Origin of the sequence: Streptomyces liliiviolaceus, assembly GCF_018070025.1 — a bacterium.
Classification (GTDB): domain Bacteria; phylum Actinomycetota; class Actinomycetes; order Streptomycetales; family Streptomycetaceae; genus Streptomyces; species Streptomyces liliiviolaceus.
On sequence record NZ_JAGPYQ010000002.1, the window covers coordinates 821,759 to 844,523 of the forward strand.

Annotated in this window: 14 protein-coding genes and 3 rRNA genes; 6 read left to right on the forward strand and 11 right to left on the reverse strand. The window is 66.9% G+C overall.

Going from position 1 to position 22,765, the window contains the following annotated elements; all coding sequences use genetic code 11:
* Positions 1-2: 2 nt before the first annotated feature.
* The 7 genes from J8N05_RS39010 to J8N05_RS39040 form a co-directional block, all read right to left on the reverse strand.
* On the reverse strand, positions 3-335 hold the full coding sequence (locus J8N05_RS39010; protein ID WP_046587749.1) for a small basic family protein: 333 nt from the start codon (positions 333-335) through the stop codon (positions 3-5).
* Positions 332-1,234 carry a DUF881 domain-containing protein gene (locus tag J8N05_RS39015; protein ID WP_210891642.1) on the reverse strand — a complete coding sequence of 301 codons (903 nt, stop codon included), beginning with the start codon at positions 1,232-1,234 and terminating at the stop codon, positions 332-334. Before J8N05_RS39015 ends, J8N05_RS39010 begins: the two co-directional genes overlap by 4 nt.
* A 92-nt stretch (positions 1,235-1,326) precedes the next feature.
* On the reverse strand, positions 1,327-3,822 hold the full coding sequence (locus tag J8N05_RS39020) for a mannose-1-phosphate guanyltransferase (protein ID WP_210891644.1): 2,496 nt from the start codon (positions 3,820-3,822) through the stop codon (positions 1,327-1,329).
* Positions 3,823-3,911: 89 nt separating this feature from the next.
* Positions 3,912-4,544, reverse strand: a complete 633-nt coding sequence (locus J8N05_RS39025) for a CDP-alcohol phosphatidyltransferase family protein (protein WP_210891645.1) — start codon at positions 4,542-4,544, stop codon at positions 3,912-3,914.
* Positions 4,545-4,693: 149 nt separating this feature from the next.
* A 5S ribosomal RNA gene (rrf, locus tag J8N05_RS39030) occupies positions 4,694-4,810 on the reverse strand.
* A gap of 88 nt (positions 4,811-4,898) precedes the next feature.
* Positions 4,899-8,022: ribosomal RNA gene (locus J8N05_RS39035) — 23S ribosomal RNA — on the reverse strand.
* A gap of 313 nt (positions 8,023-8,335) precedes the next feature.
* Positions 8,336-9,861: ribosomal RNA gene (locus J8N05_RS39040) — 16S ribosomal RNA — on the reverse strand.
* The 16S, 23S and 5S rRNA genes sit together here, the layout of an rRNA operon.
* A 593-nt stretch (positions 9,862-10,454) precedes the next feature.
* On the opposite strand from J8N05_RS39040, the gene J8N05_RS39045 reads away from it, so the two are divergent.
* Complete coding sequence (locus tag J8N05_RS39045; RefSeq protein ID WP_210891647.1) at positions 10,455-10,904, forward strand: PTS sugar transporter subunit IIA; 450 nt, start codon at positions 10,455-10,457, stop codon at positions 10,902-10,904.
* 78 nt (positions 10,905-10,982) lie between these two features.
* A complete protein-coding gene (ptsP, locus tag J8N05_RS39050) occupies positions 10,983-12,653 on the forward strand; it encodes a phosphoenolpyruvate--protein phosphotransferase (RefSeq protein ID WP_210891649.1) in 1,671 nt (556 codons plus the stop codon).
* Positions 12,654-12,727: 74 nt separating this feature from the next.
* Here ptsP and J8N05_RS39055 read toward each other — a convergent pair whose 3' ends face one another.
* Positions 12,728-13,624, reverse strand: a complete 897-nt coding sequence (locus tag J8N05_RS39055; RefSeq protein ID WP_210891651.1) for a hypothetical protein — start codon at positions 13,622-13,624, stop codon at positions 12,728-12,730.
* A gap of 111 nt (positions 13,625-13,735) precedes the next feature.
* Positions 13,736-15,703, reverse strand: a complete 1,968-nt coding sequence (locus J8N05_RS39060) for an acetoacetate--CoA ligase (RefSeq protein ID WP_210891653.1) — start codon at positions 15,701-15,703, stop codon at positions 13,736-13,738.
* 213 nt (positions 15,704-15,916) lie between these two features.
* Between J8N05_RS39060 and J8N05_RS39065 the strand changes: the two genes are divergently transcribed.
* Positions 15,917-18,292 (forward strand): TIM-barrel domain-containing protein, encoded by a 2,376-nt coding sequence (locus J8N05_RS39065; protein ID WP_210891655.1) that lies wholly within the window; start codon positions 15,917-15,919, stop codon positions 18,290-18,292.
* 29 nt (positions 18,293-18,321) lie between these two features.
* On the opposite strand, the gene J8N05_RS39070 is transcribed toward J8N05_RS39065, so the two are convergent.
* Both J8N05_RS39070 and J8N05_RS39075 read right to left on the reverse strand, forming a co-directional pair.
* Positions 18,322-18,858: an NUDIX domain-containing protein gene (locus tag J8N05_RS39070; protein ID WP_210891657.1), complete on the reverse strand. Its 537-nt coding sequence runs from the start codon at positions 18,856-18,858 to the stop codon at positions 18,322-18,324.
* 80 nt (positions 18,859-18,938) lie between these two features.
* A complete protein-coding gene (locus J8N05_RS39075; RefSeq protein WP_210891659.1) occupies positions 18,939-19,748 on the reverse strand; it encodes a M15 family metallopeptidase in 810 nt (269 codons plus the stop codon).
* A 254-nt stretch (positions 19,749-20,002) separates the two neighbouring features.
* On the opposite strand from J8N05_RS39075, the gene J8N05_RS39080 reads away from it, so the two are divergent.
* The 3 genes from J8N05_RS39080 to J8N05_RS39090 all read left to right on the forward strand — a co-directional run bounded on the left by J8N05_RS39080 (position 20,003) and on the right by J8N05_RS39090 (position 22,675).
* Positions 20,003-20,449: a Zn-ribbon domain-containing OB-fold protein gene (locus J8N05_RS39080; RefSeq protein ID WP_210891661.1), complete on the forward strand. Its 447-nt coding sequence runs from the start codon at positions 20,003-20,005 to the stop codon at positions 20,447-20,449.
* Positions 20,446-21,636: a lipid-transfer protein gene (locus J8N05_RS39085; RefSeq protein ID WP_210891663.1), complete on the forward strand. Its 1,191-nt coding sequence runs from the start codon at positions 20,446-20,448 to the stop codon at positions 21,634-21,636. Before J8N05_RS39080 ends, J8N05_RS39085 begins: the two co-directional genes overlap by 4 nt.
* Positions 21,637-21,949: 313 nt before the next feature.
* Entirely contained in the window at positions 21,950-22,675 is a 726-nt protein-coding gene (locus J8N05_RS39090; RefSeq protein ID WP_210891665.1) for an MIP/aquaporin family protein, read from the forward strand.
* Positions 22,676-22,765: the final 90 nt, after the last annotated feature.

The window sequence follows — 22,765 nt, forward strand, 5'->3', positions numbered from 1 at the left end:
CCTCACGCCCGGAAGACGTGCCGACGGATCGCCGCGGCGTTGGAGAAGATGCGAATGCCCAGGACGACCACGACACCCGTGGACAACTGCGCGCCCACGCCCAGCTTGTCGCCCAGGAAGACGATCAGCGCGGCCACCACGACGTTGGACAGGAACGACACCACGAAGACCTTGTCGTCGAAGATGCCGTCGAGCATCGCCCGCAGACCTCCGAACACGGCGTCGAGCGCCGCGACGACGGCGATCGGAAGATAGGGCTCGACCATCGCCGGAACCTCGGGCCGGACCAACAATCCAGCCACGACTCCCACGACGAGGCCCAGTACGGCGATCACGATGTGCCTTTCTCTGTGCTCGGTTGTGCTGTTCGTACGATCACACTCGGTGCTGCGGGCAACCGGACCTCGTCCTCGGCGGAGATACTGGTCCTGATCCCGAAGTTCTCGTGCAGGGCCTGCAGATACTGCCCGTCACCGCTGTTCTGGAACTTGGTGCGCAGCCGGTCCCCGTCCCCCACGGCCAACACCGTGTACGGCGGCACCAGCGGCTTGTTGTCGACCAGTATCGCGTCACCCGCGGCCCTGATCGCGGACAGGGCCGTCAGCCGCTGTCCGTTGATCGTGACGGCTTCCGCGCCGGACTCCCACAGCCCGTTGACGACACGCTGCATGTCGCGGTCGCGCAGGCGTCCGGTGTCGGAGAAGCCCGAGGTCTGCCGCGCGTCCCCGTCACCGGCGTGGTCGGCCTCCTTGGCGTCGTCCACGACGAGTTTCACTCCGGGACCGTGCACTTCGAGGGCCCCGGCCAGGATGCCCACCAGCTCGCCCTGGTCACCGCCGTGCTTCTTCAACGCCTCACGCTGCCGGGCCCCGACATCGTCGCGGAGCTCGTCGATGGCGTCCTCAAGGTCCTCGGCCGCCGACGTCTGGCTGTCGATGCGGTCGATGAGCTCCTCGCGCTCCTTGGCGACGACCGGAGCCGCTATCCGCGCCTGCGCCGCGCCCACGGTCACCAGCAGGGCCGCCAGCACCAGACCGGCCGCGAGACCGAGCTTCGCCGACAGCTTCTTGGGCATCCCGCCCGTGCCGTCGGCCTTCCGCCGGGCAGCGGCCTCCGCGTATCCCTCGTCAAGGCTGTGGTCCATGACGTTGGTGAGCAGCGACATGGACGCGTCCGGGCGCGAGGGGCGCGTGGGGGTGCTCCGAACGGGGGGCTGCTGCGGCATGCCGCACATCGTCGCACGTCGCGACCCGTAGCTCCGAACGGCCCCACCGACGTGCCGGACAGGCCCGATTCGGGGCACTGTCCGGCACGCGCGTGTGTTACTCAGCGACCGGCGCTGTCCACCACCGACGACCATTCGTCGAGCAGCGCCTGCGCCGAGGCGTCGTCGGGCCCTTCGGCCCACAGATGGGTGACCGCCTCCGCCGGATCGGGCAGAACCATCACCCAGCGGCCGTCGGTCTCCACGACACGCACCCCGTCGGTCGTGTCGACGAACCGGTCACCGGCCGCTTCCACCACGCGCCGCATCACCAGCCCCTTGACCGCCCAGGGAGTCGCGAGATCGCGCTTGAGGACATGCGCCCGCGGAATCCGCGCGTCGATCTGACTGAGCGTGAGCTGTGTCCGTGCCACCAGACCGATGAGGCGTACGAAGGCCGCCGTGCCGTCGAACACGCTGCTGAACTCGGGCACGATGAACCCGCCGCGCCCGTCGCCGCCGAAGATCGTCGACTCCTCGCGCCCGACGCGCGTCAGATCGTCCGGAGACGTCGTCGTCCAGTCGACCTGCGTCCCGTGGTACGCCGCCACCTGCTCGGCGATCCTCGTGGTGGTCACCGGCAACGCCACGCGCCCGCTGCGCCGTTCGGCAGCCACCAGGTCGAGCAGGACGAGCAGTGCCCGGTCGTCCTCGATGATCCGGCCCTTCTCGTCGACGAGCGACAGCCGCTCGCCGACCGGGTCGAACCGCACGCCGAACGCGGCCCGCGCGGACGCCACGATCTCGCCGAGCCGCACCATCCCGGACCGACGGGTGTCCGCCGTCTCCGTGGGACGCGACTCGTCGAGCCCCGGGTTGATGGTCAGCGCGTCGACCCCGAGCTTGCCCAGCAGGCTGGGCAGCACCAGTCCGGCACTGCCGTTGGAGGCGTCCACGACCACCTTGAGCCCGGAGTCCGCGATCCCGGTCGTATCGACATTCCTGAGCAGCGACCCGGTGTACGAGTCGAAGACGCTGGCCGGGAAGTGCAGGTCCCCGATCTCACCGGGGAACGCGCGCCGGTACTCCTGCCGGGCGAACACCCGGTCGAGCTTGCGCTGACTCCCCTGGGACAGGTCCGCCCCGTTCCCGTCGAAGAACATGATGTCGACCGAGTCGGGAACTCCGGGCGTCGTACGGATCATGATTCCGCCGGCACTGCCCCGCGCGGTCTGCTGCCGCGCCACAGGCAGCGGCACGTTCTCCAGGTCGCGTACGTCCATGGCGCTGGCCTGCAGAGCGGAGATGACCGCCCTCTTGAGCGCGCGGGCACCTCTGGAGTGGTCACGGGCCGTCGTGACGGTGGACCCCTTCTTGAGGGTCGTCGCGTACGCCCCCGCCAGCCGTACGGCCAGCTCGGGCGTGATCTCCACGTTGAGGATCCCGGTCACTCCGCGGGCTCCGAAGAGATGGGCCTGACCCCGCGACTCCCAGATGACCGACGTGTTGACGAAGGCGCCGGCCTCGACGGTCTTGAACGGGTACACCCGTACGTTGCCCTGGACGATCGATTCTTCACCGACGAGGCACTCGTCCCCGATGACGGCGCCGTCCTCGATGCGCGCGGCCCGCATGATGTCGGTGTTCTTGCCGATGACACAGCCGCGCAGATTGCTGTGCTGACCGATGTACACGTTGTCGTGCAGAACGGCCTTGTGCAGGAACGCGCCGCTCTTCACGACGACGTTGGAGCCCACCACGGTGTGCTCGCGGATTTCGACGTCGGCCTCGACCTTGGCGTAGTCACCGATGTAGAGCGGCCCCCGCAGCACGGCGTCCGGGTGGACCTCGGCGCCCTCGGCGACCCACACCCCGGGCGATATCTCGAAGCCGTCCAGCTCGACGTCGACCTTGCCCTCCAGGACATCGGCCTGCGCCTTCACATAGCTCTCGTGCGTGCCGACGTCTTCCCAGTAGCCCTCGGCGACATAGCCGTAGATCGGCTTGCCCTCCTTCATCAGCTGAGGGAAGACATCGCCGGACCAGTCGACGGAGACATCGGCCTCGACGTAGTCGAAGACCTCGGGCTCCATGACATAGATGCCGGTGTTCACCGTGTCCGAGAAGACCTGGCCCCAGGTCGGCTTCTCAAGAAAGCGCTCGACCTTTCCCTCGTCGTCGACGATGGTGATGCCGAATTCAAGAGGATTGGGAACGCGGGTCAAACAGACCGTTACGAGCCCACCCTTTTCCTTGTGGAAATTGATGAGGTCGGTGAGGTCGAAGTCGGTCAGAGCATCGCCGGAGATCACGAGGAACGTATCGTCCTTCAGTGCCTCTTCGGCGTTCTTGACACTGCCGGCAGTACCGAGTGGCTTCTCCTCGTTGGCATAGGTGAGCTCCATACCGAGCTCTTCACCGTCACCGAAGTAGTTCTTGACCAGCGAGGCAAGGAACTGCACGGTGACGACGGTTTCGTTGAGCCCATGCCGCTTGAGCAGCCGTAGCACATGCTCCATGATCGGGCGATTGGCCACAGGCAGGAGCGGCTTGGGCATGCTTGAGGTCATGGGGCGAAGGCGTGTGCCTTCGCCGCCGGCCATCACGACGGCCTTCATGTCGGAAGCGTCCTCCTTGAAGAGACGGTCTAGCCGACTTCACCCGTCAGATTGTCCCGCACATTCTCGTTGCGGGCCATCAGAGACCTCTACGGCCGCCCATTGGGCGGGCTCAGTCGGTCATGGTTGTCCGCACGAACAAGGCGGCGGACCTGAACCACGTAGAGGATCCCTGCCCACCAATACAGAGTTGTACCCCATCCGGCGAACGCCCATCCGAAAATAGCAGCGAGTGACGCGAGCCATCCACTTCCGTCACTGAGCAGCAACAACGGGAAGGCGTACATCAAGTTGAACGTTGCAGCCTTCCCGAGGAAGTTCACCTGTGGCGGCGGATAGCCGTGCCGCCTGAGGATGCCCACCATCACGAGCAGAACGAGCTCGCGCGCCAGCAGCACACTGGTCAGCCACAGTGGCAGGATCTCGCGCCAGGTGAGCCCGAGCAGCGTCGAGAGGATGTAGAGGCGGTCGGCCGCGGGGTCCAGCAGCCGGCCGAGCCCGCTGATCTGGTTCCAGCGCCGGGCGAGCTTGCCGTCCAGATAGTCGCTGATACCGCTCAGCATGAGCACCAGAAGCGCCCAGCCGTCGCTGTTGGGCCCACCGAACTCCGGCCTGAGGATCAGCCACAGAAAGAGCGGTACGCCCGCGAGGCGCGCCATGCTGAGGATGTTCGGGATGGTGAGGACCCGGTCTGTCTGGACGCGGGTCTCCTGGACCTCCACCCGGGGGCCTCCTGTGGGAACGAGCCAACGATGCCCCCTGACCTTACCCTCAGGCATCCGCTCCGAGCGCGGAGGGGTTCCGGGTGGTCATGCCCCTGGAACGCAGAAAAGCCCCCGCACCGAAGTGCGGGGGCTTTTCTCCAATATTTGTTCGGCGGCGTCCTACTCTCCCACAGGGTCCCCCCTGCAGTACCATCGGCGCTGTAAGGCTTAGCTTCCGGGTTCGGAATGTAACCGGGCGTTTCCCTCACGCTATGACCACCGAAACACTATGAAACTGTCAAACCGGAGCCGTGACCATGGCTACAACGGTTGTTCGTGGTTTCAGAACCAACACAGTGGACGCGAGCAACTGAGGACAAGCCCTCGGCCTATTAGTACCGGTCAGCTCCACCCCTTACAGGGCTTCCACATCCGGCCTATCAACCCAGTCGTCTACTGGGAGCCTTAACCAATCAAGTTGGTGGGAGTCCTCATCTCGAAGCAGGCTTCCCGCTTAGATGCTTTCAGCGGTTATCCCTCCCGAACGTAGCCAACCAGCCATGCCCTTGGCAGGACAACTGGCACACCAGAGGTTCGTCCGTCCCGGTCCTCTCGTACTAGGGACAGCCCTTCTCAAGACTCCTACGCGCACAGCGGATAGGGACCGAACTGTCTCACGACGTTCTAAACCCAGCTCGCGTACCGCTTTAATGGGCGAACAGCCCAACCCTTGGGACCGACTCCAGCCCCAGGATGCGACGAGCCGACATCGAGGTGCCAAACCATCCCGTCGATATGGACTCTTGGGGAAGATCAGCCTGTTATCCCCGGGGTACCTTTTATCCGTTGAGCGACGGCGCTTCCACAAGCCACCGCCGGATCACTAGTCCCGACTTTCGTCCCTGCTCGACCCGTCGGTCTCACAGTCAAGCTCCCTTGTGCACTTACACTCAACACCTGATTGCCAACCAGGCTGAGGGAACCTTTGGGCGCCTCCGTTACTCTTTAGGAGGCAACCGCCCCAGTTAAACTACCCATCAGACACTGTCCCTGATCCGGATCACGGACCCAGGTTAGACATCCAGCACGACCAGACTGGTATTTCAACGACGACTCCACCCGAGCTGGCGCTCAAGCTTCACAGTCTCCCAGCTATCCTACACAAGCCGAACCGAACACCAATATCAAACTATAGTAAAGGTCCCGGGGTCTTTCCGTCCTGCTGCGCGAAACGAGCATCTTTACTCGTAGTGCAATTTCACCGGGCCTATGGTTGAGACAGTCGAGAAGTCGTTACGCCATTCGTGCAGGTCGGAACTTACCCGACAAGGAATTTCGCTACCTTAGGATGGTTATAGTTACCACCGCCGTTTACTGGCGCTTAAGTTCTCAGCTTCGCCAGACCGAAATCTGACTAACCGGTCCCCTTAACGTTCCAGCACCGGGCAGGCGTCAGTCCGTATACATCGCCTTACGGCTTCGCACGGACCTGTGTTTTTAGTAAACAGTCGCTTCTCGCTGGTCTCTGCGGCCACCCCCAGCTCAAGCAGCAAGTGCTATCACCGGTGATGGCCCCCCTTCTCCCGAAGTTACGGGGGCATTTTGCCGAGTTCCTTAACCATAGTTCACCCGAACGCCTCGGTATTCTCTACCTGACCACCTGAGTCGGTTTAGGGTACGGGCCGCCATGAAACTCGCTAGAGGCTTTTCTCGACAGCATAGGATCATCCACTTCACCACAATCGGCTCGGCATCAGGTCTCACCCTTAATGTTGTGCGGATTTACCTACACAACGGGCTACACCCTTACCCCGGGACAACCACCGCCCGGGCTGGACTACCTTCCTGCGTCACCCCATCACTCACCTACTACAGGTCTGGTCCGTCGGCTCCACCACTTTCCATTCCCCGAAGGGTCCGGAACGGCTTCACGGACTTAGCATCGCCTGGTTCGATGTTTGACGCTTCACAGCGGGTACCGGAATATCAACCGGTTATCCATCGACTACGCCTGTCGGCCTCGCCTTAGGTCCCGACTTACCCTGGGCAGATCAGCTTGACCCAGGAACCCTTAGTCAATCGGCGCACACGTTTCTCACGTGTGTATCGCTACTCATGCCTGCATTCTCACTCGTGAACCGTCCACCACTGCCTTCCGGCGCGGCTTCACCCGGCACACGACGCTCCCCTACCCATCCCAGCCCCCGTTGGGGGTACATGCTGGAATGACACGACTTCGGCGGTACGCTTGAGCCCCGCTACATTGTCGGCGCGGAATCACTAGACCAGTGAGCTATTACGCACTCTTTCAAGGGTGGCTGCTTCTAAGCCAACCTCCTGGTTGTCTGTGCGACTCCACATCCTTTCCCACTTAGCGTACGCTTAGGGGCCTTAGTCGATGCTCTGGGCTGTTTCCCTCTCGACCATGGAGCTTATCCCCCACAGTCTCACTGCCGCGCTCTCACTTACCGGCATTCGGAGTTTGGCTAAGGTCAGTAACCCGGTAGGGCCCATCGCCTATCCAGTGCTCTACCTCCGGCAAGAAACACACGACGCTGCACCTAAATGCATTTCGGGGAGAACCAGCTATCACGGAGTTTGATTGGCCTTTCACCCCTAACCACAGGTCATCCCCCAGGTTTTCAACCCTGGTGGGTTCGGTCCTCCACGACCTCTTACAGCCGCTTCAACCTGCCCATGGCTAGATCACTCCGCTTCGGGTCTTGAGCGCGCTACTATACCGCCCTATTCGGACTCGCTTTCGCTACGGCTTCCCCACACGGGTTAACCTCGCAACACACCGCAAACTCGCAGGCTCATTCTTCAAAAGGCACGCAGTCACGACTGTATGTGCAAGCACATACAGCGACGCTCCCACGGCTTGTAGGCACACGGTTTCAGGTACTATTTCACTCCGCTCCCGCGGTACTTTTCACCATTCCCTCACGGTACTATCCGCTATCGGTCACCAGGGAATATTTAGGCTTAGCGGGTGGTCCCGCCAGATTCACACGGGATTTCTCGGGCCCCGTGCTACTTGGGTGTCTCTCAAACGAGCCGTTGATGTTTCGACTACGGGGGTCTTACCCTCTACGCCGGACCTTTCGCATGTCCTTCGCCTACACCAACGGTTTCTGACTCGTCTCACAGCCGGCAGACTGTGAAAGAGAGATCCCACAACCCCGCATGCGCAACCCCTGCCGGGTCTCACACACATACGGTTTGGCCTCATCCGGTTTCGCTCGCCACTACTCCCGGAATCACGGTTGTTTTCTCTTCCTGCGGGTACTGAGATGTTTCACTTCCCCGCGTTCCCTCCACACACCCTATGTGTTCAGATGTGGGTGACAGCCCATGACGACTGCCGGGTTTCCCCATTCGGAAACCCCCGGATCAAAGCCTGGTTGACGGCTCCCCGGGGACTATCGTGGCCTCCCACGTCCTTCATCGGTTCCTGGTACCAAGGCATCCACCGTGCGCCCTTAAAAACTTGGCCACAGATGCTCGCGTCCACTGTGCAGTTCTCAAACAACGACCAACCACCCGTCACACACCACTCACGCGATGCTTCACCGGGGCCGGCACTGAAGGCGACCTTGACGGCCGTACCCTCAGACACCCAACAGCGTGCCCGACACCCTCGCCCCTAAGGTCTGCTTTCCACGCCCCGAAGGACAGTACTTGCAGCCTGTAGAAGGCCGAGTGTGCCGAATAATCAACGTTCCACCCTTGAGCAACCACCGTCGAACGTGTGCCGACGTAATGGCCCTGGACCACCAAGCAAGCTTGGCGGCCTAGATGCTCCTTAGAAAGGAGGTGATCCAGCCGCACCTTCCGGTACGGCTACCTTGTTACGACTTCGTCCCAATCGCCAGTCCCACCTTCGACAGCTCCCTCCCACAAGGGGTTGGGCCACCGGCTTCGGGTGTTACCGACTTTCGTGACGTGACGGGCGGTGTGTACAAGGCCCGGGAACGTATTCACCGCAGCAATGCTGATCTGCGATTACTAGCAACTCCGACTTCATGGGGTCGAGTTGCAGACCCCAATCCGAACTGAGACAGGCTTTTTGAGATTCGCTCCACCTTGCGGTATCGCAGCTCATTGTACCTGCCATTGTAGCACGTGTGCAGCCCAAGACATAAGGGGCATGATGACTTGACGTCGTCCCCACCTTCCTCCGAGTTGACCCCGGCAGTCTCCTGTGAGTCCCCATCACCCCGAAGGGCATGCTGGCAACACAGAACAAGGGTTGCGCTCGTTGCGGGACTTAACCCAACATCTCACGACACGAGCTGACGACAGCCATGCACCACCTGTCACCCGACCACAAGGGGGGCACCATCTCTGATGCTTTCCGGGCGATGTCAAGCCTTGGTAAGGTTCTTCGCGTTGCGTCGAATTAAGCCACATGCTCCGCTGCTTGTGCGGGCCCCCGTCAATTCCTTTGAGTTTTAGCCTTGCGGCCGTACTCCCCAGGCGGGGAACTTAATGCGTTAGCTGCGGCACCGACGACGTGGAATGTCGCCAACACCTAGTTCCCACCGTTTACGGCGTGGACTACCAGGGTATCTAATCCTGTTCGCTCCCCACGCTTTCGCTCCTCAGCGTCAGTAATGGCCCAGAGATCCGCCTTCGCCACCGGTGTTCCTCCTGATATCTGCGCATTTCACCGCTACACCAGGAATTCCGATCTCCCCTACCACACTCTAGTCTGCCCGTATCGAATGCAGACCCGGGGTTAAGCCCCGGGCTTTCACATCCGACGCGACAGACCGCCTACGAGCTCTTTACGCCCAATAATTCCGGACAACGCTTGCGCCCTACGTATTACCGCGGCTGCTGGCACGTAGTTAGCCGGCGCTTCTTCTGCAGGTACCGTCACTTTCGCTTCTTCCCTGCTGAAAGAGGTTTACAACCCGAAGGCCGTCATCCCTCACGCGGCGTCGCTGCATCAGGCTTTCGCCCATTGTGCAATATTCCCCACTGCTGCCTCCCGTAGGAGTCTGGGCCGTGTCTCAGTCCCAGTGTGGCCGGTCGCCCTCTCAGGCCGGCTACCCGTCGTCGCCTTGGTGAGCCACTACCTCACCAACAAGCTGATAGGCCGCGGGCTCATCCTTCACCGCCGGAGCTTTCAACCCCCACAGATGCCTGTAGGAGTGTCATCCGGTATTAGACCCCGTTTCCAGGGCTTGTCCCAGAGTGAAGGGCAGATTGCCCACGTGTTACTCACCCGTTCGCCACTAATCCCCACCGAAGTGGTTCATCGTTCGACTTGCATGTGTTAAGCACGCCGCCAGCGTTCGTCCTGAGCCAGGATCAAACTCTCCGTGAATGTTTTCCCGTAATCGGGACCACATCATGAGAGCGGAACCACCGGAGGAATAATCCGGATAGTTCACTGCATCCTCGCTGATGCGCCTACCGTGCTTGCGCCCGGCAGGACTTTTTCAAAGGAACCTCCACCCACCACCATGCGGTGATGGACGGGGTATCAACATATCTGGCGTTGATTTTTGGCACGCTGTTGAGTTCTCAAGGAACGGACGCTTCCTTTGTACTCACCCTCTCGGGCTTTCCTCCGGGCGCTTCCCTTCGTGTTCCCAAACTCTATCAGTGTATTTCCGTCTCCCTGACCACCGATTCTGCGAACACGCAGAACCAGACCCCGAGAGAGGATCTGACAAGTTTGGGTGCTGCCAGGCACGGACACTTTCGCGTCCCTCGGCCTCGGGCAGGAGTACGACAGTACACGCGGCTCCGGAGCGGGCGCAAATCGTTTCCGCCGAGCGCGACGACCGCCAACCGGCTCACCAGCTCCTCTTGGCGCGGAACCGTCACTTCTCATGACTTACGCTGCTCAACAGTGCGCCGTCCGGGACAGGCAGTGACGGCCCAGATGAATCCCCGCCCCCCGGGAGGCTTCCCATGACCAACGTGACGTCCCCTCTTGCAGGACGCACCATCGGACTCACCGCTGTACCCGACCCGGTCTTCTCCGGGGCCATGGTGGGCCCCGGGACCGCGATCGACCCCGTGCGGGAGGCCTCGGAGGCGGTCTCGCCCATCGACGGCGTCGTCGTCTCCCTGCACCCGCACGCGTTCGTCGTGGTCGACGACGAGGGCCACGGAGTGCTGACGCACCTGGGCATCGACACCGTTCAGCTCAACGGTGAGGGTTTCGAGCTGCTCGTCAACAAGGGCGACACCGTGCGGCGCGGTCAGTCCGTGGTGCGCTGGGACCCCGCCGCCGTCGAAGCGGCCGGCAAGTCCCCCATCTGTCCCATCGTGGCACTCGAAGCCACGGCCGAGTCCCTCTCCGACGTCAGCGTTGACGGCGAAGTGAAGGCTGGCGACGCTCTCTTCAGCTGGCACTGACCTCATTGCCGTCGGCGACGGCACGCACGGCACGACATCACGGCGGCAGGGCCCGCCGCTCAATCGGAGACTGGTGACATGGAGACAACGCTGCGAGGCGTCGGCGTGAGCCACGGTGTGGCGATCGGCGAAGTTCGGCACATGGGAACGGCGGTGCTCGAACCGCCTGCCAAGCAGATACCGGTGCAGGACGCGGAGCGCGAGCAGGGGCGCGCCCGCAAGGCCGTGGAAGCCGTGGCCGCCGACCTGATGGCGCGCGGCAATCTGGCGGGCGGCGAGGCCCAGGCCGTTCTTGAGGCTCAGGCCATGATGGCCCAGGACCCGGAGCTCCTGGCCGACGTCGAGCGGCGTATCGCCGTCGGCAGCACGGCGGAGCGCGGGGTGTACGACGCGTTCGCCTCGTACCGCGCCCTCCTGGCGAACGCCGGTGAGTACCTCGCGGGCCGGGTGGCGGACCTCGACGACGTGCGGAACCGTATCGTCGCCCGGCTGCTCGGTGTTCCGATGCCGGGTGTTCCCGACAGCGACGAGCCGTACGTCCTCATCGCCCGGGACCTCGCGCCGGCCGACACGGCGCTGCTGGACCCGACGCTCGTCCTCGGATTCGTCACCGAGGAGGGCGGGCCGACGAGTCACAGCGCGATCCTGGCCCGGGCCCTCGGTGTACCCGCCGTCGTGGCGCTGCCGGGAGCCGGTGAGCTGGCCGAGGGCACGATGGTCGCCGTGGACGGCAGCTCCGGTGAGATCTTCGTGAACCCGAGCGCCGAGAAGAAGGCCGAGCTGGAGGCCGCGGCCGCCGCGCGCAAGGCGGCGCTCGCCGGGTCGACCGGGCCCGGGGCCACCTCCGACGGTCACAAGGTTCCGCTGCTCGTCAACATCGGCGGCCCGGCGGACGTCCCGGCGGCGGTCGAGGCCGGTGCCGAGGGCGTGGGCCTGTTCCGCACCGAGTTCCTCTTCCTGGACGACAGCAAGAACGCGCCGTCCGAGGAGAAGCAGGTCGAGGCGTACCGACAGGTGCTTGAGGCCTTCCCCGAGGGGCGGGTCGTGGTGCGTGTGCTCGACGCCGGCGCCGACAAGCCCCTCGACTTCCTGACGCCCGCCGACGAGCCGAACCCGGCGCTGGGCGTGCGTGGTCTGCGGTCGCTCCTCGACCACCCCGATGTGCTGCGTACACAGCTGACGGCACTGGCGAAGGCTTCCGAGGGCTTGCCCGTCCACCTTGAGGTCATGGCGCCGATGGTCGCCGACCGCGCGGACGCCAAGGCGTTCGCCGACGCTTGCCGTGCCGCGGGCCTGCAGGCGAAGTTCGGCGCCATGGTCGAGATTCCGTCGGCCGCTCTGCGGGCGCGCTCGATCCTCCAGGAGGTCGAGTTCCTGTCGCTGGGGACCAACGACCTCGCGCAGTACACCTTCGCCGCCGACCGTCAGGTGGGCGCCGTGTCCCGGCTCCAGGACCCGTGGCAGCCGGCGCTGCTCGACCTGGTCGCGCTGTCCGCCGAGGCGGCCCGCGCCGAGGGCAAGAGCTGTGGCGTCTGCGGCGAGGCCGCTTCGGACCCGCTGCTCGCGTGCGTGCTGACCGGTCTGGGTGTCACCTCTCTTTCCATGGGTGCGGCGTCGATTCCCTACGTCCGCGCGACGCTGGCCAAGTACACGCTGGCGCAGTGCGAGCGTGCCGCGGCGGCCGCGCGTGCCTGCGACAGTGCCGAAGAGGCGCGTACCGCGGCGCAGGCAGTGCTGTCCGGCGAGTAACCAGGCGAGTCATGCGTGATCCAGGGGCGCTCCACCGCGAGGTGGGGCGCCCCTCGCGTGTTCAGGTCACGCGTTCAGTGCGTGTGCGCGGTCGTGTGACCGTCGTCGCCCAGGTCCGGTGGCGCGCAGTAGTCGACGCCCGACTCCGGGGAGACGAGGTCGCCCGATTCGACGTCCGTGCAGTAGGCGTCGAAGACCTCTCCCGCGGTGAGGGGTTCCAGTCCCTCGCCGCGCAGGCGCCAGCCGTAGACCTGGTCGGTGGCGTCGGGTGTGGCCGTGCGCATGACGAGGCCGCCGGCGCTCCGGGTGGCGATGCCCAGAGCGAGCACGGTGGTGAATTCGAGTGCCTCGGCCTCGTCCAGGTGCGGTGTTCCGTACGGGTCGTCGTCGGTGCGCAGGACGGCCACCAGCGCCTCGGGTTCCGTGGAGACGCTGCACACGAGGTGCCGCTCGCCGGGGCCCGATGCCTGGAGGATGCGGACGAGCAGGTCCGAGGCTCGATGGAAGGCCGCTCGGCCGATGTCCTCGCCGCAGGAGGCGCACGTGCCGATCCGGGCCAGGAGCGTGGTCGCGTACTCCCAGGTGGCCCGGCGGACCGCTTCGTCGATGAGGTCGGGGACGAGGATGTCGAGGGTCTGGCCCTCGTACGGAACGGTCGCCCCTGTCGTGGCGAGTTCCGCCGTGAAGCGGGTGCGGCTGGAGGCGGTGTCGGGGTCGAGTGCGTGCTCGGCGCAGAACTCCGCGTACTCCTCGGGGTCGAAGAGCGCCACCGTGGTGTGGCCGCCCTCGGACGCGAGTGTCCTGAGGAGGGCCTCCACCTGTCGGAGATAGTTCGTGTGGTCGTCGAAGGTGAAGGTGCGGTAGCGGCGTCGCATGGCGGTGAAGTCCTGCTCGTCGGTCAGCAGGCCGATCGTTCCGGCGACTTCGCGGCGCAGGACGCGTCGCATGGTCTGGTTCTGGGTGTGCGCCATCTTTCCCCCTGTGCGCGGTGATCAATGCTCACTCACCGTAACCGGCGGCACTGACAATCCGCCTCGGCCGGTCCGTCTCGGGCTGTCCGAGGCGGTCGCGGCGGGGTCCGGTCAGGCGCGGTCGCGGGCCAACTGCTCGTAGAAGCGGAGCAGGTCGAGGTTGTCGACGGAGCCGGGGTTGACGGCCTTTTCGAGGGGGGTGCCCTGGAGGAGGCGCTTGACCGGGACCTCGATGCGTTTGCCCGTCAAGGTGTGGGGGATGCCGGGGACTTCGATGACCTCGTCGGGGATGTGGCGGGGTGAGAGCTCTTCCCGGATGGTCTGCTTGATGCGGCCGAGGAGGGCGTCGTCGAGTTCGGCTCCCGGTGCCAGGTGAACGAAGAGCGGCATCCAGTAGCCGCCGTCGGGCTGTTCGACGCCGATGACGAGGGATTCGCGGATCTCCGGAAGGCGTTCGACCGCCTCGTAGATGTCGGCCGAACCCATGCGTACGCCCTGGCGGTTGAGGGTGGAGTCGGAGCGGCCGTGGATGACGACGGAGCCGCGTGAGGTGAGGGTGATCCAGTCGCCGTGGCGCCAGGCTCCGGGGTACGTGTCGAAGTAACTGTCGTGGTAGCGGCTGCCGTCGGGGTCGTTCCAGAAGCGGATCGGCATGGACGGCATGGGGTTGGTGACGACGAGTTCGCCGACCTCGTCGATGAGGGGTTTGCCGCTCGGGTCCCAGGACTGGAGGTCGGTGCCGAGGCCCGGGGCCTGGAGCTCGCCGATGTGGACGGGGAGGGTGGGGACCGCTCCGGCGAAGCAGGAGCACACGTCGGTGCCGCCGCTGACGGAGGCGATCCACAGGTCGTCGCGCACCTCGTCGTGCAGCCAGCGGAAACCGTCGGGCGGCAGGGGCGAGCCCGTGGTGGCGACGCACTTGATCCGGGAGAGGTCGAAGTCGCGGGAGGGGTGCACGTCCGCCTTGCGGCACGCCATGACGTAGGCCGCCGAGGTGCCGTACAGGGTGGCGCCGGTGCGTTCGGCGATGCGCCACTGGGCGCCGGTGTCCGGATAGCCGGGGCTGCCGTCGTACAGGACGATCGTGGTGCCGGTCAGGAGGCCTGAGACGAGGAAGTTCCACATCATCCAGCCGGTGGACGTGTACCAGAAGAAGCGGTCCTCGGGTCCCAGGTCGCAGTGCAGGCCGAGTTGTTTGAGGTGCTCGACGAGGATGCCGCCCTGGGACTGGACGATGGCCTTGGGCAGGCCGGTCGTGCCGGAGGAGTAGAGCACCCAGAGCGGATGGTCGAAAGGCACCTCTTCGTAGACGGGTGCGATGTCCGACGAGGTGAGGGCGGACCATTCCAGGGCGCCTTCGGGTGGCTCGGTGCCGAGCAGCGGGATGTGGACGACGGCGCGCAGGGTGGGCAGTTCGCGGCGCAGTTCGGCGACGGTGTCCCGGCGGTCGTGTTCCTTGCCTCCGTAGCGGTAGCCGTCGACCGCGAAGAGGACGACGGGTTCGACCTGCTGGAAGCGGTCCAGGACGCTGCGGGCGCCGAAGTCCGGGGCGCAGGACGTCCACACCGCGCCGACGGCGGCGGTGGCGAGGAGGGCGGCCACGGCCTGCGGGATGTTCGGGAGGTAGCCGCTGACGCGGTCTCCGGGGCGTACGCCGAGGGCACGCAGTTCGGCGGCCAAGGAGCCGACCTGGCGGCGTAGTTCGGACCAGCTGACGGGACGGGGTTCGTGGGTCTCGTCGACGTACAGGAGGGCCGGTTCGTCCGCTCGGGTGTCGGCCGCCCGCAATGCGTGCTCGGCGTAGTTGAGGGTGGCTCCGGGGAACCACTGGGCTCCCGGCATCGAGCGGTCGCCCAGCACGCGCGCGTAGGGGGTGGAGAACCGTACGTCGAAAAACTCCGTGACGGCTTTCCAGAACGTGTCCAGTTCGTCCACGGACCAGCGGTGCAGACCGGCGTAGCCACCGTCGGCGGGGGCTCCGTGGTGCTCGGCGGCCCAGGCCTGGAATCGGGTGATCCGTGCCCGGGCGATGTGTTCCCGGTCGGGCTGCCAGAGCGGCGAGGGGTTCGATGAGGTCATGGGTCGGCTCCCGGACTGCGCGCGTCGTGTGCGTGTACCGCGCACGGGCTGGGGTGTGCGCGTCACGCGGCTGAGACGGACGATGCCATGTGATCGACTTTGACACCAGGGTTGGTCCCACATAGTCCGCCCCATGAACATGTGGTGGCGCCATGGGTGAACGGAAGTTGAACGGAACGCTCATGGGTCCATTCGGGTGGCAGGCTGAGCAGCATGAACGGTCGTGACCTGGTGCGTTCGATGAAGGCGGTCGGTTCGGCGGGGGCGGGCCAGGGCTTGCTCACCGTGCGGGCCGCGTGGCGCAGGAGGCGTATCGACGCCGTCGGGCTGCCGGTGCGGGGTGCCGAGCGGGCGCGGGTTCCCGGGCCCGTGGTGTCCGCGGAACCCGCGCCCGGCGGCGGCGTCGTCCGGTTCACCCGGTCGGAGCTGCGGATCACCGTCACGGCGGGTGGAGCGGTCTTCTGGGGCTGGGACGGGGCGGGGCCCGAGCCCTCGTACGCGCTCGCGGGCGGTGTTCCCGAGCCGGACCCCCGGGCCGTGCTGGAGCCGGACAAGGACGGCGCCTGGCGGGTGGTGGCGGAACGGATGACGGTGGTCGTGTCGCGGCTCGGTGCCGTGGAGGTGCGGACGCCGGGCGGGGTGAGCCTGCGGCGCGAACTGCCGCCGCGGTGGTGGGAGCCGGCCGGGGGTGGCGGGGCGCGCTGGATGCAGCGCTCCGAAGTGGCCGCGGACGCGCGTTTCTTCGGCCTGGGCGGGCGTGCTTCGGGGCTCCGGCTGCGGGGTGGGACGTACCGGCTGTGGAACACCGGTCCCGGGCACGCCTTCGGTCCCGGTGACGATCCGCTGTACCTCACCATGCCGGTGCAGATGGTGGTGGCCGACGCGGCCACGCACCTGGTGTTCCACGACAGTTCGTGGGACGGCACCGTGACCCTGCGCGAGGGCGAGGAGGGTGCCGGGTCCGGGCACGACCGGGCCGGGACGAGCGATCTGCGCATGGACGGCGGGCCGCTGCGCTGCTGGGTGATGGTGGGCACGCCCGCGCGCGTGCTGCAGACCTGGGCGTCCCTGACGGGTGCCGCCGCGCTGCCGCCGGCCTGGGCCCTGGGGCACCAGCACGCGCTGCGGGGCCCCGGGGGCGAGCAGGAGGTGCGGCGGGTCGTGGGCGGCTACCACGAGCACGGGCTGCCGCTGGAGGCCGTGCACCTGGGCGTCGACCACTTCGAAGCGCACCGGACGTTCACGGTCGACCGGGACCGGTTCCCGAAGCTGTCGGTGCTCGCGGAGGAGCTGCGCCGGGACGGGATCCGGCTGGTGTCGGTCGTGGAACCGGCCGTCAGGCCCGAACCCGGGAACTCCGTGTACGACTCCGGGACCGCCGAGGACGCCTTCGTGCGGGACTCCGCCGGAGAGGTGGTGCGCGGTGTGGTCCGGTCGGGCGAGGCGGTCTATCCGGACTTCACGCGCGCGCGTACGCGCGCGTGGTGGGGCGGGCTCTACGAGGAACGGCTGTCGCAGGGGTTCGCCGGCTTCTGGCACGACCTGGACGAGCCCGTGTCCCTCACCGCTTTCGGCGAGTCCACGCTGCCCCGTTCGGCGCGGCACGACCTGGAGGGCCGTGGCGGCGACCATCGTGAGGCGCACAACGTGTACGCCCTCGGCATGGCGCGGGCCGCCTACGAGGGGCTGAGCGAACTCGTACCCCGGGAGCGGCCGTTCCTGTTCTCGCGTTCCGGGTGGGCCGGGACGCAGCGCTACGGAGGGACCTGGTCCGGGGAGGTGGCCACGGGCTGGCCGGGTCTCAGGGCATCGCTGTCGCTGGTGCTGGGGCTGGGGCTGTGCGGAGTGCCGTATTCGGGGTCCGACGTGGGTGGTTTCGACGGGGCCCCCTCCCCCGAGCTGTATCTGCGGTGGTTCCAGTTGGGCGCTTACCTGCCGCTCTTCCGTACGCACGCGGGTCCGCGGGCCGGGCACGGGGAGCCCTGGGAGTTCGGTGACGAGGTTCTGGAGCACGCGCGCGTGGCGCTCGTCGAGCGTCGGCGGCTGCTGCCGTACTTCATGACGCTGGCGCATCTGGCACGGCGGACGGGTGCGCCCTATGTGCGGCCTCTGTGGTGGGGCGTTCCGGAGGACAGGGCGTTGCGCGACTGCGAGGACGCCTTCCTGCTGGGTGACTGTCTTCTGGTGGCTCCGGTGCTCGCGCCGGGGACGGACAGGCGTGTCGTGCGGGTGCCGCGGGGCCGCTGGTACGACGTGGAGAGCGAGCGGGTGTACGAAGGGCCCGCCCGGGTGCTGGTCGACGCCCCTCTGTCACGGATTCCGGTACTGGTCCGCGCGGGTGCCGTGCTGCCCGTGCGCGGCGACGACGGCTCTCTGGAGCTGGAGGTGTGGGCGCCCGCCCACGGACGGACCGGGGGCGGGCTGGTGGTCGCCGACTCCGGGGACGGCTGGGAGGAGCCGGAGATCGAGCGTTATGTGACGCGTCGGCAGGGGGCACGCGTGGTCGTGGAGCGGGAGGGGGAGGACGGCCCGGTCGAGCCGTCCCTTCCCGTACGGGTGCGGGGGCTGGGGCTGGGGCTGAGTCCCTGATGGGGGGCTCTGAGCGCCCCGGAGGTCTCTCAGACGTACCGGCCCTCGAACCACGCCTTGGCCGCCATGGTGTGCAGCGGGAAGGCGAGTTCGGCCGGCCTGCGCAGCAGGTGCCAGCCCTCGGTCTCGTCCGTCTCGACGGACGGCGGCAGGTCGTCGGCGGGGCGCTCCGGGAGGGCTCCGAAGAGCAGCAGGTGCCCGTCGGGTGAGCTCAGGGCGTCGACGAGGCGTACGTCGCGGCTCGCCGCGACGATGCCCGTCTCCTCCTTGAGCTCACGGACGACGGCCTGCCGCCAGTCCTCCCGGTGGTCGATGAACCCTCCGGGCAGAGCGACTCCCCCGCGCGCGGGGGCGATCGTTCTGGTGATGACGACCAGGGCCGCCCCCTTGGTGTCGTACACGGGCTGCAGGGCCACCGCGACCGGCAACGGGTTGCGGTAGGCCACACCGCCGCAGGAGGCGCAGGTACGGGGCCAGCCGGAGACGCCTTCTCCGTAGGGTGCGCCGCAGCTCGAACAGTGGGTGCCCGGCGCGGAGTTGGCGGACGGGTTCTGGGATGGAGACACGCCCGGGACTGTATCCGATGATCAGAAGGTTGTTACGGCTGGCCGTCCCAGCGCCACCTCACCGCCACCCCGGGGCCTGCTCAGTGGGACATGACGAGGGAGCGGGCCGAGACCGGGAAGTCGAAGTAGGTGTCGGGGTACGCCTCGGGCTTGAAGGTGAAGTGCCACCATTCCTCCGCGAGGTTCACGAAGCCGAGGTTTTCGAGCGTGTCCTTGAGAAGGAGCCTGTTGGCGCGCTGCTGCCCCTGGATGCGCGGGTCGAGCGTGTGCGACAGGGTGTCGAAGCAGTCGTAGCCCGTGCCCATGTCCACGGAGTTGTCCGGGAAGCGCTCGCCCTGGGGCGCGAAGCAGGGCACGAGGGGTTCTCCGGGGACGTACGGCCGGGTCGGCTTCGCAGGGAGCTTCACGATCGTGAGGTCCATGGTCGAGCCGCGGCTGTGGCCGGACTTCTCGGCGATGTAGCCGTCCTCGAACAGGCGGGTCTTGTCGACGTTCGGGTAGAACTCGTCCTTCATGCTCTGGTCGTCGAGGTCCTCGGCCCAGCGGACGAAGTGGTCGACGGCTCGCTGGGGGCGGTAGCAGTCGTACACCTTCAGGGAGTAGCCCTGGGGCAGGAGTTGCCGCTGGGCCTCATGGAGGGCTTCGGCGGCGGGTCTCGTGAGGATGCACAGCGGTTCGCGGTAGCCGTCGACGCGCTCGCCCACGAAGTTGTGCGGGGTGAAGTAGCGGATCTCCTGGATGATCGTGCGGTCCACGGACCGCAGGGCCACGAAGTCCTCGGGCGCCTTCGGCTCGGGCGCCGCCGTCGCGGTGGCGGAGGCGGCGCTGACGGCGAGCAGGATGGCGAGCGCGGTGACGAGACCGCGTACCGCTGTGGTGAGTCGGGTCATGACCCATGCGTCTATCAGGCGCGGGTCGCCCCAGGGAAGTGGGCCCGGGTGAGGGACGGCCGGGACCACCCCCGTGGGCCCCGGTCGTCCCTACCGATGGTCGGACGCCCAGGAGGCCCCCGGCGGTTCTCCGCGATCACCTGCGGGTCTCCGCACCGGGCGGTGCACTCCACGCACACTGCCCAATCGGCGTGGCCCGTGGCAGACTTCTGACGTTCCGTCAGATCCAGCGGGTCCAGCGCCGTGGAGGAACCTTGTCGCGCACTCGTACACCCGTCGTCACCGGCTGGTTCGCCGGCGAGGGAGACGACTTCCGGCTCCTCGGCACGCGCTGCTCGGCCTGCGCGTCCGTGTTCTTCCCCCGGGAAGACGCCTTCTGCCGCAATCCGGGTTGCTCCGGCGGCGAATTGGTGGAGACACCGCTGTCGAGGCGGGGCCGCGTCTGGTCGTACACGGACAGCCGGTACCGGCCGCCGTCACCCTACGTGTCCGATCGGGAACTCGAATGGCAGCCCTACGCGTTGATCGCTGTGGAGCTGGCGGCCGAGCGCCTCGTGGTGCTCGGACAGGCGGTTCCCGGTGTCGCCGTCGCCGATCTGACGGTGGGCATGGAGGTGGAGGTCGTCCCGGGCGTGCTGAACGAGGACGCGGAGACGACCTGGACGACCTGGCACTGGCGGCCGACGGGGGTGACGGCATGACGGGTGAGGTGGCGGTGCTCGGCGCGGGCATGCACCCATGGGGCAAATGGGGGCGGCCGTTCGTCGAGTACGGGACGGTGGCGGCGCGCGAGGCGCTGTCGGACGCGGGGCTCGACTGGCGTCAGGTCGGCTCGATCGTCGGCGCGGACACGGTGCGTGGCGGCTATCCGGGATATGTGGCGGGAGCGACGTTCGCCAAGGCGCTGGGCTGGCAGGGGGCCCGGGTGGCGAGTGTGTACGCCGCGTGCGCGTCCGGGGCGCAGGCCGTCGGCACGGCGCGGGCGCAGATCCTTTCGGGGCTCGCCGACGTGGTGCTCGTGGTGGGTGCGGACGCGGCGCCGAAGGGGTTCTTCCGGCCCGCGGGCGGGGACAGGGCCGACGATCCGGACTGGCTGCGGTTCCGGGTCCTGGGGGCGACGAATCCGACGTACTTCGGGCTGTACGCGCGGCGGCGGATGGCGGTCCACGGGGACACCCTGGAGGACTTCGCGCAGGTCAAGGTGAAGAACGCGGCCATGGGGGCGCTGAATCCGAACGCGCGCTACCGCAAGCGGGTCACCGCCGAGGAGGTCGCCGCCTCGGCCGTGGTCGCCGATCCGCTGCGGCTGCTCGACATCTGCGCCACCTCGGACGGCGGGGCGGCCCTGGTGCTGTCCAGCATGGAGTTCGCGCGCCGGCACGGGGCCGCGGACCCGGTGCGGATCCGCGCGGTGTCCACGGTGACGCCCCGCTATCCCACCACCGTGCTGGACCTGCCCGACATCGCTACGGACTCGGCGGTCGCGGTGGAGCCTGCGGACGAGACGTTCCGCGCGTCGATCGCGCGGGCGGCGTACGAGGAGGCGGGGATCGGTCCGCAGGACGTCTCGCTCGCCGAGGTCTACGACCTGTCCACGGCCCTGGAGCTGCAGTGGTACGAGGATCTGGGACTGTGCGGTGAGGGCGCGGCGGCCAAGCTCCTGCGGGAGGGCGCGACGGCGCCGGGCGGACGCATACCCGTGAACATGAGCGGTGGGCTGTCCTCCTTCGGAGAGGCCGTTCCCGCCCAGGCCATAGCCCAGGTCTGCGAGCTCACCCGGCAGCTGCGGGGAGCGGCGGGCGACCGGCAGGTGGCGGGCGCCCGGGTCGGGATCACCGCGAACCAGGGGCTGTTCGGGCACGGGTCGGCCGTGATCGCCGTCAGGTGAGACGGCGCGCGGCAGGCCCGAGGGTGGCTGCGAACCGTTCTCGCCCGCGACCTTGACGCTCCCACAGCGCCGGTGAACACTTCCGGTGTCAGTCGGCGTCGCCGCAATTCGGCGTATTCAGGCACTGCGCCGCGCGGGCCCTCGTCCGCGCCAACGGGCCATCCCCCACCGGCGATTCGACTGCTACGGCACGCTCGTCACGGACGCCGGGCGGGGCGCGGGACCTCCCTGCCCTCGGCTGAAGTAGCCATGGGAACGCACCCTGCACGGTGGACCGGGGCCGATCGCCCCGGGTTTGGGCCTAGGAGCCGCCATGAGCAACGGAGATGTTTTCGTCGGTGAGGTCATCGGCACAGCGATACTCATCCTCTTCGGCGCCGGAGTGGTCGCCGCCGTCGTACTCAACTATTCCAAGGCGAAGGACGCCGGCTGGGTCGTCATCGCCTTCGGCTGGGGCTTCGGCGTACTGGCCGGCGCGTACACCGCCGCGCCGCTGTCCGGCGGGCATCTCAACCCGGCGGTGACGCTCGGCATCGCGATCGACACCGGCGACTGGGACCAGGTCCACATCTACATCGCAGGGCAGATGGTCGGCGCGTTCCTCGGCGCGGTGCTGTGCTGGCTGGTCTACTTCGCGCAGTTCCAGGCCAATGCCGAGGACGAGATCGCGCAGCCGACGCTCGGGATCTTCTCCACCGCGCCGGAGATACGCAATCCCGTGGCGAACCTCATCACCGAGATCATCGCGACCATCGGTCTGGTCCTGCCGATCCTGGCCTTCGGGCTCACCGAGGGGCTCGGCCAGTCCGGTACCGCGATCCTGATCGTCGCGTTCCTGGTGGTCGGCATCGGTCTGTCGCTCGGCGGTCCGACGGGGTACGCCATCAACCCGGCCCGCGACCTGGGCCCGCGTATCGCCCACGCCATCCTGCCGATCCCCAACAAGGGTACGTCGGACTGGAGTTACTCGTGGATTCCGGTGGCGGGGCCGCTGATCGGCGGAGCGCTGGCCGGGGTCATCTTCAACGCGGCCTTCTAGGCCAGGTCGTCGCGGTCCCGCTGCCGGGTGGACGACGGCAGCGGGACCGCGACGAGGGGAGCCACTGCCGCCCTACGCAGAATCCGACGA